19 protein-coding genes are annotated in these 12,850 nt (G+C 43.0%); 17 read left to right on the top strand and 2 right to left on the bottom strand.

Annotated features, from left to right (window positions below):
* Positions 1-35 precede the first annotated feature (35 nt).
* The 17 genes from AC4CUZ_RS14040 to AC4CUZ_RS13960 all read left to right on the top strand — a co-directional run bounded on the left by AC4CUZ_RS14040 (position 36) and on the right by AC4CUZ_RS13960 (position 11,752).
* On the top strand, positions 36-542 hold the full coding sequence (locus AC4CUZ_RS14040) for a DUF2280 domain-containing protein (protein WP_148826315.1): 507 nt from the start codon (positions 36-38) through the stop codon (positions 540-542).
* Positions 539-2,215, top strand: a complete 1,677-nt coding sequence (locus tag AC4CUZ_RS14035; protein ID WP_490747821.1) for a terminase large subunit — start codon at positions 539-541, stop codon at positions 2,213-2,215. Before AC4CUZ_RS14040 ends, AC4CUZ_RS14035 begins: the two co-directional genes overlap by 4 nt.
* 12 nt (positions 2,216-2,227) lie before the next feature.
* A complete protein-coding gene (locus AC4CUZ_RS14030) occupies positions 2,228-3,694 on the top strand; it encodes a phage portal protein family protein (RefSeq protein ID WP_490747820.1) in 1,467 nt (488 codons plus the stop codon).
* Positions 3,695-4,900 carry a phage head morphogenesis protein gene (locus AC4CUZ_RS14025; RefSeq protein WP_490747819.1) on the top strand — a complete coding sequence of 402 codons (1,206 nt, stop codon included), beginning with the start codon at positions 3,695-3,697 and terminating at the stop codon, positions 4,898-4,900.
* A 48-nt stretch (positions 4,901-4,948) separates the two neighbouring features.
* Positions 4,949-5,332 (top strand): hypothetical protein, encoded by a 384-nt coding sequence (locus tag AC4CUZ_RS14020; RefSeq protein WP_490747818.1) that lies wholly within the window; start codon positions 4,949-4,951, stop codon positions 5,330-5,332.
* A 38-nt stretch (positions 5,333-5,370) separates the two neighbouring features.
* Complete coding sequence (locus AC4CUZ_RS14015) at positions 5,371-6,333, top strand: hypothetical protein (RefSeq protein WP_490747817.1); 963 nt, start codon at positions 5,371-5,373, stop codon at positions 6,331-6,333.
* 3 nt (positions 6,334-6,336) lie between these two features.
* Complete coding sequence (locus AC4CUZ_RS14010) at positions 6,337-6,711, top strand: hypothetical protein (protein ID WP_490747816.1); 375 nt, start codon at positions 6,337-6,339, stop codon at positions 6,709-6,711.
* Positions 6,712-6,716: 5 nt separating this feature from the next.
* The gene (locus AC4CUZ_RS14005; RefSeq protein WP_419282911.1) at positions 6,717-7,796 is read left to right on the top strand and encodes a major capsid protein; all 1,080 of its coding nucleotides are present in this window, start codon (positions 6,717-6,719) and stop codon (positions 7,794-7,796) included.
* Positions 7,797-7,806: 10 nt separating this feature from the next.
* Positions 7,807-8,163, top strand: coding sequence for a hypothetical protein (locus tag AC4CUZ_RS14000; protein WP_490747815.1), 357 nt, complete (start codon positions 7,807-7,809; stop codon positions 8,161-8,163).
* 8 nt (positions 8,164-8,171) lie between these two features.
* Positions 8,172-8,612, top strand: coding sequence for a gp436 family protein (locus tag AC4CUZ_RS13995; protein ID WP_490747814.1), 441 nt, complete (start codon positions 8,172-8,174; stop codon positions 8,610-8,612).
* A 7-nt stretch (positions 8,613-8,619) separates the two neighbouring features.
* On the top strand, positions 8,620-9,168 hold the full coding sequence (locus AC4CUZ_RS13990) for a phage virion morphogenesis family protein (RefSeq protein WP_490747813.1): 549 nt from the start codon (positions 8,620-8,622) through the stop codon (positions 9,166-9,168).
* The gene (locus tag AC4CUZ_RS13985; protein ID WP_004980455.1) at positions 9,161-9,592 is read left to right on the top strand and encodes a phage tail terminator protein; all 432 of its coding nucleotides are present in this window, start codon (positions 9,161-9,163) and stop codon (positions 9,590-9,592) included. The genes AC4CUZ_RS13990 and AC4CUZ_RS13985 overlap by 8 nt, the downstream gene beginning before the upstream one ends.
* A gap of 8 nt (positions 9,593-9,600) precedes the next feature.
* Positions 9,601-9,786 (top strand): hypothetical protein, encoded by a 186-nt coding sequence (locus AC4CUZ_RS13980; protein ID WP_195728968.1) that lies wholly within the window; start codon positions 9,601-9,603, stop codon positions 9,784-9,786.
* Positions 9,776-10,519 carry a phage tail tube protein gene (locus AC4CUZ_RS13975; RefSeq protein ID WP_490747812.1) on the top strand — a complete coding sequence of 248 codons (744 nt, stop codon included), beginning with the start codon at positions 9,776-9,778 and terminating at the stop codon, positions 10,517-10,519. Before AC4CUZ_RS13980 ends, AC4CUZ_RS13975 begins: the two co-directional genes overlap by 11 nt.
* A 130-nt stretch (positions 10,520-10,649) precedes the next feature.
* Positions 10,650-10,835: a hypothetical protein gene (locus tag AC4CUZ_RS13970; protein WP_490747811.1), complete on the top strand. Its 186-nt coding sequence runs from the start codon at positions 10,650-10,652 to the stop codon at positions 10,833-10,835.
* Positions 10,828-11,415, top strand: coding sequence for a hypothetical protein (locus AC4CUZ_RS13965; RefSeq protein WP_490747810.1), 588 nt, complete (start codon positions 10,828-10,830; stop codon positions 11,413-11,415). The genes AC4CUZ_RS13970 and AC4CUZ_RS13965 overlap by 8 nt, the downstream gene beginning before the upstream one ends.
* A 58-nt stretch (positions 11,416-11,473) precedes the next feature.
* Complete coding sequence (locus AC4CUZ_RS13960) at positions 11,474-11,752, top strand: hypothetical protein (protein WP_333652688.1); 279 nt, start codon at positions 11,474-11,476, stop codon at positions 11,750-11,752.
* A 407-nt stretch (positions 11,753-12,159) separates the two neighbouring features.
* Here the strand turns inward: AC4CUZ_RS13960 and AC4CUZ_RS13955 are convergent, their stop codons facing one another.
* On the bottom strand, positions 12,160-12,459 hold the full coding sequence (locus AC4CUZ_RS13955; protein WP_130234783.1) for an XRE family transcriptional regulator: 300 nt from the start codon (positions 12,457-12,459) through the stop codon (positions 12,160-12,162).
* Positions 12,452-12,799 (bottom strand): type II toxin-antitoxin system RelE/ParE family toxin, encoded by a 348-nt coding sequence (locus tag AC4CUZ_RS13950; protein ID WP_130234784.1) that lies wholly within the window; start codon positions 12,797-12,799, stop codon positions 12,452-12,454. The genes AC4CUZ_RS13955 and AC4CUZ_RS13950 overlap by 8 nt, the downstream gene beginning before the upstream one ends.
* Positions 12,800-12,850 lie beyond the last annotated feature (51 nt).

The raw sequence follows: 12,850 nt of genomic DNA, 5'->3' as shown, positions 1-12,850 counted from the left end.
CACTTTCCTTGACGTACCTTGACGGATGGAGAGAAATGGCAAGACTTAAAAAAGCAGAAAAAATCTTTATTGTTCGGTCACTTGCACAGTTTATGGAACCATCCCTAGTAGTAGAGGCTGTCAAGGAAAATTTCAAGATTGATGTGTCTCGACAACAGGTTGAATGTTATGACCCAACAAAGACTGCAGGTGCAGATCTATCGCAAGAGTTAGTGGATTTATTCCATGAGGCTCGGCAGAAATATATTGATCAACCGATCTACAACATCATCGGTGCAAACGACATTATTCAATTGCAAATCTTGAGTGACCTTTTGGTTTCCAAGAAAGGCAATGTGGTGATGTCGATTAAGCTGATTGATCAAATTCAAAAGATTGTGAAAGGCCACTACGAGCGTAAGTTAGAAATTACAGGCAAAGATGGTGGTGCGATTAAAACTGAAACAGAGCACAGCCAGCGCCCCGCTATGTATACCCCTGAGCAGCTTGCAGGGATGTCAGCACAAGAGCTATCTCGCTTAGCAATTAATGGCAAATTATGAGTTACGCAATTGAAGAAATAGCGCCCCTCATCAAAGAGTGGACGATGAACACACGTTTGCCTGAAGTCATTGCTGAGATGACCAGACGATACTATTACCGAGCCGTAATAGAGCAAAGTGAACTCAGCATTCAAGCAGAGATATACAAGTGCAAGAATGATCCAGCACATTGGTTTAATCATTGGGTGTGGACCTACGATCCAAGGGGGATGCCTTTTGGATTACCGGCAAATATTCCGTTTGTACTTCGCCCTGGTCAAGTTGAATTGGTCGACTGGTTACTTGAACGTGAAAGCACTCAAACCCATGGCTTAATTGAGAAGAGTCGTGATGAAGGTATGAGCTATGTTGTGCTGGGGTTTTATCTGCACCGGTGGCTATTTGTAGAGGGTTTTGCTGGTGGTGTAGGTAGTCGCAAAGAGGATCTAGTTGATAAAAAGGGTGACCCTAAAACGCTGTTGCATAAGTTCCGAGATATGTTCTCAAAACTTCCTGATTGGATGAAGCCGAAAAGTTTTGTCGAAAAGGTCCACGACAACTACATGCGTATTATCAATCCTGATAATGGTGCGACCGTTACGGGCGAGGCTGGAGACAACATTGGCCGTGGTGGACGTACCACTATGTACTTTCTTGATGAATGGGCATTCGTAGAGCGTCAAGAAGCTGTAGATGCAGCTATATCGCAGAACACCAACGTTCATATCAAGGGATCAACTCCAAACGGTATCGGGGACAAGTTTCATCAAGATCGATTCAGCGGACGTTACGCCGTGTTTACGATGGCGTGGCGGGACAACCCAGATAAAAACTGGACTGTCTCACTCCATGGGAAGCTGATTCATCCGTGGTATGAAAAGCAAATTGCGACGCTTGACGACATTGTCTTAGCCCAAGAGGTTGATATTGACTACGCCGCTTCAGTTGAGGGTGTATTGATTCCATCGGCATGGGTTGAGGCTGCGGTAGATTCGCATATAAAACTCGAGATTCAGCCATCAGGTGAGCGTAATGGTGCACTTGACGTGGCAGATGAGGGTAAGGATAAAAACTCCTTTGCCTCACGTCACGGCATTGTTCTGCAGTATTTGGATACATGGTCAGGCATCGGTGATGACATCTTTGGAACAACCCAAAAGGCGATTGATATTTGCTTAGAGCAAAAACTGAATTTGTTCTTCTACGATGCTGATGGTTTGGGAGCTGGAGTTCGCGGCGATGCCCGAGTTATTAATGAGCAGAACAACGCAAAAGGAATTGATCAGATCCAAGCAGATCCGTTCAGGGGCTCGGGTGCAGTACATAACCCAGAGCTTGAGATGGTAGAGGCTCGGAAGAATATAGATTTCTTCGCAAACCTAAAAGCTCAAATGTGGTGGAGTTTGCGTATGCGCTTCCAGAACACTTACAGAGCATTACAAGGCATGCAATACGATCCTGACGCACTTATCTCACTATCGACTGAAGATTTAGATAAGCGCGAACTAGAGCAACTCAAGCGCGAGTTATCACAGCCGACCTACAGTAAAAACGGTGCTGGCAAAATCCTTGTAAATAAGCAACCCGATGGTGCCTTATCACCTAACCGGGCTGATAGCGTCATGATCTGTTTTAGTGATATCAAACCACCTGCACGATTAAGACCAGGAGGGGGAGGTTCACGAAGTTTCTAAAAGGTTTTTAAGATGGCAAAGAAGTCAGAAAGTAAGAAAACAAAGCCTAAATCAGCGGGCTTGATGACAGAGGTTGCTGTTGAGAACCTTGCATTCACTTTGGGTCGCAAAGCTGATATTGACGAAGTACTTCGTCAGGCTGGACTAACCCGGCAACGATTATCAGTCCTTATGGTAGATGATGAGATTGCGCAGGCCATGGAGACGCGTCTAGATGCAGTTCTCAATGCGCCGTGGCGATTTGTTGAAGATCACGGTGAACAAACGGTTTTTCTAAAGGATTTGTTCACTCGTTGGCATGCTGAAATCGTCTCAGGTGCATGGGAAGCTTGTCCTTATGGTTATTCGGTTATGGAAGCCAACTATGCACTTACCAGTGATAGTAAATTCGCCTTAAATGAGATTGTAGTTAAGCCTCTAGAATGGTTTGAGCCCAAGAATGATGGACGTTTAATTTACCGACAAAATGCTACAGAAATTGATGTGAATGCCAAATATCCACTCAAGTTCTTTTTGACACGCCGTAAACCTACATTCAAACAGCCTTATGGTGATCCATTACTGTCGAAGCTTTATTGGCTATGGTTCTTCCGTACCAATACAACAAAGTTTTGGGTCAAGTTTTTAGAGCGCTTTGGCACACCAATATTATTGGGGAAAGTTGGGGGTAAAGGTCGTAAACAGGATGATATTGATGCGATGACTGCGGCTTTACTGAATGCTCATGCACAATCAGTTATGTCTATTGGCGCAGAGGATTCGGTAGAAACTATAGGTGGAAGTTCTTCTAATGGTGGCAGCACAGCATTTGAAGCCTTTGATAATGTATTAACCCGCCGTATTCAAAAGGTGGTCTTAGGCCAAACGCTCACAAGTGGGACTGATGGTGTTGGAAGTCGAGCTTTGGGTGAAGTGCATAACGATGTTCGCTTAGATAAGCGTAATTCAGACCTACGCATGATCACGCCTACGATTCAAGAGCTCATAGACGCACTCTGCCTGCTGAATAACTTTGAAAAGCACACAATTGTCCTGGGCGGTGAGCAGGATCTTAAGGTCGCTGTTGTTGATCGTGATATTAAGCTTAAAACATTAGGTGTTGAGTTTAATGATCAATATGTGATTGAGACATACGGCATTAAGGCTGAACACTTTAAGATGAGTACTAGCGCTGCCGTCCCTAACACTCAATTTAATGCACTACCTCACCAAGCATTCAGCTTTAAGGCATCAGTGCAAAAGCCATCACCTGAACAGCAAGAGGTGGATGAACTAACAGATGCTCAAGATGATTTACAGCTATTAACCAATGAGCAAATTAAACAGTTAGCGGCTGAGTCTGAAACACCAGAGGCTTTGCTGTTCAATTTATCTCGATTGATACCTGGTGCAACAAAGTCGCAATTTACAGCGCATTTGGATCAGGCTTTATATGCTGCAGATGTATTGGGGTATGCAACAGCAGCAAAGGGGAAATAGATGCAACCAGTCACGTTTCTTGAAGCGCTGTATTATGCGCATAGTAAGAAAGTGGTGCTGCCTGATGAGTTTTACTCTATGGATCTTAAGACGCGGCAGATGGCGACTACGGTTAGCTTTCTGTCGAGTCTTGAACAAGCTGAGTCGGTGATTAAGTCACTTAATAAAACATTAGCATCGAGTGGCACCTTTAACGATTTTCAGAAGCTTATAGCAGAGTCTGGAATCATTTTACCTAAGCATTATCTGGACAATGTATTTCGGACCAATATCCAAAGTGCCTATGGTCATGGACGTTGGCAGCAACAGCAACGAAATAAAGATAAACGTCAGTATCTGATGTATTCGGCTATCAATGACTCACGTGTGCGTCCTGCACATTTGGCATTGAATCGAATTGTACTGCCGATCGATCACCCATTTTGGCTCACACATTACCCTCCCACTGGATTTCGCTGTAGATGCACGTGTATAGCATTAACTGAAGCCCAAGCGCTTAAATACGGCATTACACCTGATGATAAGTTGCCCGAAGTTGCAGAAGCATTGGACTGGAGTTCACATCCTTTGCAATTTGGAGAATTTGAGGCTTTGGTGGATCAGAAGATTTCTAAGTCATTACTTGATAAGGAATATCTACTGGAGCAGAAAGAAGCAATTAAGGCCGAATGGACTGCATCCAAAAAGCTCACCAGTCTGTTAGCCCCGATGAATGATAAATCGAGAGATTTATTCAACACGGTGGCCAATACGGTTATTCCTTTAGATCCATCCATCAGACCGAGTGCAATTAAGACTTTCTTGGATTATGTGCAGGGCAATGATGCTGCAATCACGAACTACCTAAATGCGTCTGTAAGCTCGAAAGCGGACGATGTTTTAAAGCATTGGCTCAGACAGGACATGCAAGCATTAAGCGCCGTGGCGAGTAATTCAGCTGCAATTGTGACAGGTGGCGTGACCTTGCAGCATGTAGTGGCTTATGAGGTTGGGCAAACGATTCAATTTAATTCGCCATTACTGTTAGCTGAAAATGCTTCCGATGTGGTTTTGCAAATTGAGAATGCTAAAGGACTAGGCATTGATCTAAACGAATTGAATGCTGGGCATGGCGTATTAATTCCAATGGGATTGTCGTTTGAAGTGGTTTCGATTGAAACATTGAATGGCAAGATGATTTACACACTTAAAGCATTGGTGAATTAGATGAAGCTTATTTAAAAAAATGGAATGAGTGTCTTATATAAAAATGGCATGTCATTAACTGGAATGAAAATCGATTCAATTGTCGCGGAATCTAAAGAAGATCGGGCAGAACTTCGAATGCTTTTAACGAGTGCATTAAAAGTAGATGAGCGCGGTTGTCATGCATTAGGTCATGACTTTGGATCAAATGCTTTATGTCAAAGTTCAGATGTGTCAAATGGAAATGTGGCTTTAGGTGTTGAGCCCAATGGGAGTAACTCATTAGCGGATGGCGATACTTCACAAGGCATCCTTAAGCTAGATTATTCTGTCGAAGAGAAGTTACGAATTATCGAAACACTATCTAGCGCGATTCAACGGAATGAGCCAATGATATACCCACACACAAAAGAGGCTGAAGGAAAACTTTTAGCCTTAATTCAAAGCATTTAAAACCACCTTAGTAGGTGGTTTTTTTATGGAGCATGAAAATGCCAGAAGAGGACAATAATCCTAATCAGTACTGTTTTCAGCTTGGGCAACTAAGTGTTGATGCAGAACAAGAGGGTAAAAAGAAACGCACATTTTCAGGAACTGCGTATAGCGGTGAGGTCATTACTGATCACTGGTATTGGGATCGAATTATTTTTGATTTGGACTCAATGCAATTGAAAGGTCGTATACCTGCTTTACTCGAACATCGATCAAGCCAACGAGCAGGTGCAATCAATACGCATTCAATTAGTCATCAAACTGGTTTAACGGTTTCAGGTGACTTGATGAGTAATGAATTTGGCACTCAGGTTGCTCAAGACTCTGATGATGGTTTTCCATGGCAAATGTCGGTGCGTATCGATCCCTCAGCCATTGAAGAAATTCAAGCAGGCTCATCAGTCTCGGTCAATGGGAAAAGTCATCAAGGGCCAATCACCGTATTCCGTGGCGGCCGTATCCGCGAAGTGTCTTTTTGTGCCTTGGGTGCAGATGACAATACAAACGCCGTGGCAGCAAGTCACGCACCTAAAAACTTTAATCAACCAGAGGACACAGACGTGACCGAATTAGAAAAGGCGCAAGCCCGTATCCAAGAGCTTGAGACTAAAAACTCTGAGCTTGAAACCCAAAACAAGCAGTTTGCTGCAGCCAAGCGTGAAGCAGAAATTACTGCTTTAGGTAAAGATCTGGGCAAAGAATTTAGTGCGGAAGATATTACCGAGATGAAGGCATTAGATGACTCTGCATTTGCATTCTCAGCTAAACAACTTCGTCAATTCTCAGCAGGTACTCAGCCACCAGCTGGTCAACAGCAGCAACAAATTCCATCACACCTTACTCACTTGTTCAGTCACCAAGCTACAGGTGGTCAGGGTGGGCAAGGTGGTAATCAAGGTGCTGTTGATAAACACAAATTCACAGCTGGTGCTCAAGCATTCGCAGAACAAAAGGGGAAATAATCCATGGTTACTCACTATATACCGCCTATCACGGTCACGTCACAACGACTGATTCTGGATAATGAAAAGTTACGTCGTGCTAATGCAAAAGTAACGACTGCCACAGCATATAAATACGGTGATTTGCTAACACTATCTGCTGCTAATGTGCTGACTCATGCTACAGACGAATCTACTTGGGATGTGATCTGTGGTCAGGATGTCACTGCAGCAGAAGCAACAATCAAAGCAGCTGATGGCATTGAAATCCCGATGTATTACGGTGGTGTATTTAACGTTGAAGCTGTATCACTTGATGGCACTTTACTTAACACTGCTCAATACGATGCAGCACGCGCCAAAGCAACCAAAAACAAAATCGAACTTTCTAAGGTGTAAATAACATGCCACAGTCTTTTAATCTTGAAGGCATCCCACTTGAATTGCTTGATGTGGGTGAGCTTGCGTTAATTCATAATAACTATCGACCAATGGATACATGGTTATTAGATCAGCTTTTCCCAAATCGTCCTGTTTTTGATCGTGATGATGTACCACTTGCAGAAGTGAGCTCTGAGCACGATTTAGCTCCACTTGTGTCACCACATCAACCAGGTAAACCATTTGATACTACACAATCTGGTGAAGTGCGTACTATTAAGCCTGCTTACTACAAACCAAAAAATCAGGTTACGCCTGCAGAAACTTTTGAAATTGCTTTGCTGGAGCGCTTACGCAGCGCCGGTATTATTTCTACAGGTAATCAAAAATTATCTGATCAAGAAAAAATGCTGATTTCCCAAGTTGCCGTCATGAAGCGTAACCATGATGCGATTGATAATTCAGTTTTAATGATGGCGATTGATCTTCTGAAAAATGGTAAATATGTCCTTCATTCAGATGACTATGAGTACAACTTAGTTGATTATCGCCGTGATGCCTCTCTGACATATACGCCGTTGACTAAGTGGAACGAAGCGGGTGCTAAACCGGTTTTAGATATCCGCACTATGCTCGAGCGTCAATTGGCAGCTGATGGCGGTGAAGCCAAAAAAGCAATCATGTCTGGCTTGGTATGGGCTGCATTATGGAATAACGAAGAATTCAAGAAAGAATTCATCACGCCGTACGCTGGTATTTCTGTTCCTGTTACACCAAGCTTTGGTGTCAAAGAGTCAGCAACTCTCAAAGGGACATTTGATGGAATCGAATTCTGGGTATATGACGCAACTTACCGCAATAAAGGTCAGGTGAAGCGCTTTATTCCAAAAGATTACTTCTCTTTGATTTCTGATACCAACGGCTCAGTGGCACATTGTAAGATCAAAAATATGTTGGCCAACGGTGTTGCTCAGCAATACTTTGACCGTCAATGGTACTGTGAAGATCCAAGCGGCATCATGTTGATGACAGAATCTGCTCCATTGGTCGTGCCTTCTAACAAAAATGGTGTAGTCGGTGGTACCGGCTTTATCACCCTATAAGGAGTAAGACATGCCGAAGTACATCGCAAAACAATCCATCGGGCATTTTATGCCAGGTGATGAATTCAAAGGGCTTGAAGATAAACAACTTCAGGCCCTTTTAGCATCAGGAGCTATTGAAGAAGAAAAAGCTCCAGAACAACCTAAGGCTGATGGTACTGCTGCCCAGCTTGCAAGCCTTGCTGCAGAAGTGGCAGAGCTGAAAGCAAATGAGGTAATCCTTATTGAGGGTAAGGATAGAGCCGATGCAGAAGTGGCAGAGATTCAAAAGAAAGTTGCTGAACTTGAAAAGGCTTTAGCCACATCAGAAGCCGCTTTAAAGAAAGCTACTGCCGAAGCCAAGAAAGCACCACCAGCTGATAAATAAGGTGACCTATGTACGCGACTCGAAATGACTTAGAGGCGCGTTTTGGTGAAGGTGAGCTTCAACAATTAGAATCAATGCAAACTGTAGGTAATTCGATTGAAGAAGCGTTACAGGATGCATCCGAGGAAATTGACAGCTATATCGCTGTTCGATATGTCCTGCCTTTGCCAAATACGCCTAGTACGTTGAAACGGATTGCGTGCAACATTGCGCGCTACCGGCTTTATTTTCAGCAGCCAATTGAAGAAGTTGAAAACCGCTATAAGGCGGAAATTGACTTCTTGAAACGGGTTGCTGATGGTAAAGCAACATTGAATATCCTAAACCCTCAAAATGAAGTCACAGAAGAGAAGCCCGCAAGAACGCCAGCCACAATGCCAATCGGTACTACATATCGTGGCGGTGTTTTTGGTGATGCTGTCTTAAATATGATGCCTAGCATCAAGTGAGGCTGATATGTCAGGCGTAGCAATTACGATTGAAGCGGATGGTGAATCTGCTGTGATGCAGGCTTTGGCGCATTTATCTGATTTTGATCAAAACAAGTCAGTATTATTCGACTCAATTGGTCAGGCAGTGGTGGAGAATATCCGCAATCGCTGGGCAGATGGTGTGGGTCTGGAGGGTAAATGGCGTTTATCTAGGCGTGCAATGATCAAGGGTGATGTCACCTTGGTTAACTCATCTCGCCTCAAAGACTCCATGACTCATAACGTTCTGCCCAATGGCTTAGAAGTAGGTACTCATGTTAAATATGGCGCTATTCATCACTTTGGTGGCGAAATTAAGTATGAAGCACGTATGCGTCGCACTTACTTTCGGCAGGATCTGCGCACAGGCTTGGTGGGTAATAAATTTGTGCGTAAGGCTCGATCTAACTTCATGCAGGAAACTCAAGGGAAAGCGTACAAAGTGAACATGCCTCGTCGTCCATTCTTGGGATTGACTGAAACAGATGATCGGGAAGTATTGGATTTAATTGTGGAGCATTTGACAGATGAGTAATGAAGATAACTTCTTTGCTGTACGTGGTGAGATAGCTGAAAAGCTAACTGAAATTGCAGATTTTAAAAAGATCTACACACCAGCCAACTCTGCAAAAATTACGGAACTTTCTCAGGTTACGCCAAACGCCCAAATCTATTACCGCCGCATTCGCAAATCTGATGAAGCTGTGCGATCGTCAGTAAACATGCTCACTCAACAGTGGGAAGTCACGATTTGCGAACGTCATGCAGCATCACAACTTAGTGATGGGTCTGCAGTACTGGATCGAGTGGGTTTGCTGACGATTAAAGCTTTAAAACTTTTATCGGGTTGGCAACCTGCATCCAGTAAGCGCCCTTTAGAAATGGTGGCGGTAGAAGAAGACTATTCACCAACGTGTGTCTACATTACATTGGTGTTTGAATCAAAAATGTTTGTTTAGGAAATCATATGCAGAAGCAATACAAAGCCCGGCAATCTGTCGGGCGATTTCATTCAGGGGATATCGTCGGTGGTTTAAGCGAATCTCAAATTCAAGATTTATTACAGCGCGGTGTAATCGAGTTGGCTGAGCCTGCCTCAAAACAGAAGCCTGCACCAGCCAAAAAAGAAGAGGTGAAAACCGATGGCGAATAAACCAGATTTAATCTCGCTCCAAGGTGAGTTGTTTTTAGCAAAAATGATTAATGGTCAGCCTGCTGCACTATTATCGATTGGCAACACGCCAGAGCTCCAGCTTCAGATCACCTCTGAATCAACAGATCACTATGAATCTAAAACAGGTCTGCGTGCAAAGGATGCAGTACTGCGTAAGCAAACCGGTGTATCGGTTAGCGGAACTTTGGAAGAGGTCACCAAAGAAAACCTAGCTATGGTACTCAGTGGTAAAACACTAGAAATCCCAGAAGCAACAATTCCTGAAACAACATTAGGTGCAGTTAAAGCTGGTGAAATGATTGATCTAGGGACCCGCAACTTATCCGATGTGGCTTTTAAAGGCCCTGCGGATGCGGCAATTGCTGAAGATAAATATATCTTAGACGCCGTGTTTGGAACGGTCATCTTTAATGAACCCATTACTGATGTGAAATGGTCAGGTAAATCTGGTGCGATTACACGTACAACGATTGCTACCAATCTAAGCGAGGAATATCGTTTCTTCTTTAAAGGGGTCGATACATATCTGGGCGATAAAGTTGCAGTGACACTATGGCGCCTAGAATTATCTCCTGAAACGGAATTTGATTTAATTCATGAAGACTTTGCAAGTTATAGCTTTGAGGGTGAATGCCTTGCAGATATCACTAAAGCGAACGATGCTGAATTAAGTATCTTTGGTCACATTGAGCGCTTCTCTGTAGCAGCATAAACCCATTAGGCACAAAGAACCTTAGGCGCATTAGCGTCTTTTTTTGTGCCCATAAAAAGCAAAAGCCCAGCGACTGCAATCGTTGGGCTTTTTATTTCCATAACCTTAGCAAAGATCAGAAAAAACTTGTATGAATGATTTTATCACAAACTTAAATGGGTTGTTGAAAATGACGGCAGATATTTCTATGTGGCGATTAGCATTTTTGTTACTCGCGGTGATTGTTTGCATATTTGCTTGGCAGTCACCACAATTTTTCAAAGCTTATCTGGAATACAAAAAATACAAAAAATACAAAGGTGATATAGGTGAATGAGTTCTTTGTGGCCTCAAATCGACCTGTCAGTGTTGGTGAGCTATCGGTGCACCAGCTGCAGATGCATAACTTTGATGAATGGCTGGGTGTGGGGCAAGTTATTAAAGACTTTTTGGATAACCACCCAGATGAGACCGTACAAAAGATCTTTGATGAACATCCTTTTGAATCGACACAGTTGATCGCCTATTCTCTAAAATGTAGTAGTGAGCAGGCTGTTGATTTATTTAAGCAAGAGAGCAAGCTCAACATCTTATTACTTGATGCTGCGATAAAAGTGAATGAAGCTTTCTTTGGCGAACCCAAGCCGAAGAAACAAAAACGCAAACGTTCGCGGAATACTAAACAACCAAAACAGCCTAGCTGGTTTGAGACTTTTCAATACCTAACAAAAGCGGGTCATCGCAACGACGATATCATGCAGATGAGTTATGGGGCTTTCATTGGTTATCTAGAGGCAGCTCAGAAACAACGATCACAAAGCTTACTCACTAACACAAACCTAATGCGTGCTGCTCAGCATGCCAAGGATAAAGCTTATGCCAAATTGACCGACGAACTAAAGTCAAATGACGATTGAGTTGTGCTGTGAATTTTAGCAGGTTATGATTTATCCAATTATAACGAGGGGTAAATTCATGAAAAAATTATTAATTACAGCTGCTTTGATGTCTGTTTTTACATTAGCAAATGCGAATTTAGCAGGGGCAAGCATTAACGGTAAGCAAGTTCGCAAAGGCCAAAGCTATGGTGAAGTCGTTGCAGCCGCAGGCCAACCAGTATCTCATTATGACTACGTTAAAAATGTCGGTGGTAAAGACGTTTCAGTACGTGAACTAAGCTATGTAGATGGCAGCAAAACTTTTACTGTTGTGATTGAAGATGGCAAAGTTACTACGATTCGTAGTGGGCGTTGAGGTGGGTATGGGTAAGCAAGTCGTTGAGTGTAAAAATTGTAACAATGTGGGAGAGTCAAAACTTAAAGGGAGCACTTTGATCTCCTTTGTTTTGTTTTGGTTCTTTGCGATGATACCTGGCATTATTTACATGATCTGGCGTCGGGGTGGAATAGGTGTTTGTAAATTTTGCTCAAGTGATGCTGTTACCCCTTATAGCGGTAGGCGCACAAGAGTTGTTCAAGATAATGTCTTCCAGCCAAAGGAGATTGACACTAGCCCAAACGAGGTTAAGCAAATCAATTGCCCTGACTGTCGTGAATTAATTAGATTCGATGCGAGGAAGTGCAAGCATTGCGGAAGCATGGTAGAGAGCAATTAAAAAAAGCACCTTAGGGTGCTTTTTTTAATCTCAACAATCATGTTTTTTAGTTGGTTAAATTAATGCGAGAACCATCAGGAAGTTTAGCATTAATTTCAAGATTAGCCCCAAGCACTTGCACATATTGGCGCAGCGTTGAAAGATGCATGTCTGCACGTTTTTCCATCTCTGCAACAGTTGGTTGCTTGATATGCATTGCGCCCGCTACTTGTGCTTGTGTGAAACCAAGCTGCTTGCGCAATTTAGCTAAACGCAGTGCTGTAATCATTTCAGCAGCTTTAGCCCCAACAATAGCTTGGTCAGCTTTGGAAAGTGTATTCATTAATTCGCTGATGGGTTTAGCCATTTTTCAACTCCTTTAGATATTGCCGATAACTCTTTTCCGCTATTGGAATCATACGATCATAAAAGCGCTTATCACCTGTTTTATTGCCACCACATAGCAGTACCGCTTGACGTAATGGGTCAAATATAAACAGGATGCGGTAAGGGTCGCCAGAATGTTGTACACGTAGTTCTTTTAAGTTCTTTAATTTACTGCCTTTTAAGGTATCTACGTGTGGCCTTGATAGCAGTGGCCCATATTCCTCAAGCACTTTAATGCTTGCGAGTATGTCGATTTTTTCATCAGCCGAGAGTTCCAAGAACCACGTTTCAAAAGGTTGTTCAAACAGAACAGTCCACATAGTTTAATCCTTACTACATGAATTAAATATAGGTTAAAACCTATAAATTAG

The sequence above is a fragment of the Acinetobacter sp. 789_lipA genome, from assembly GCF_058242845.1.
The sequence above is the reverse complement of the archived record's forward strand: the minus strand, read 5'-3'. Positions and strand labels throughout refer to the sequence as shown.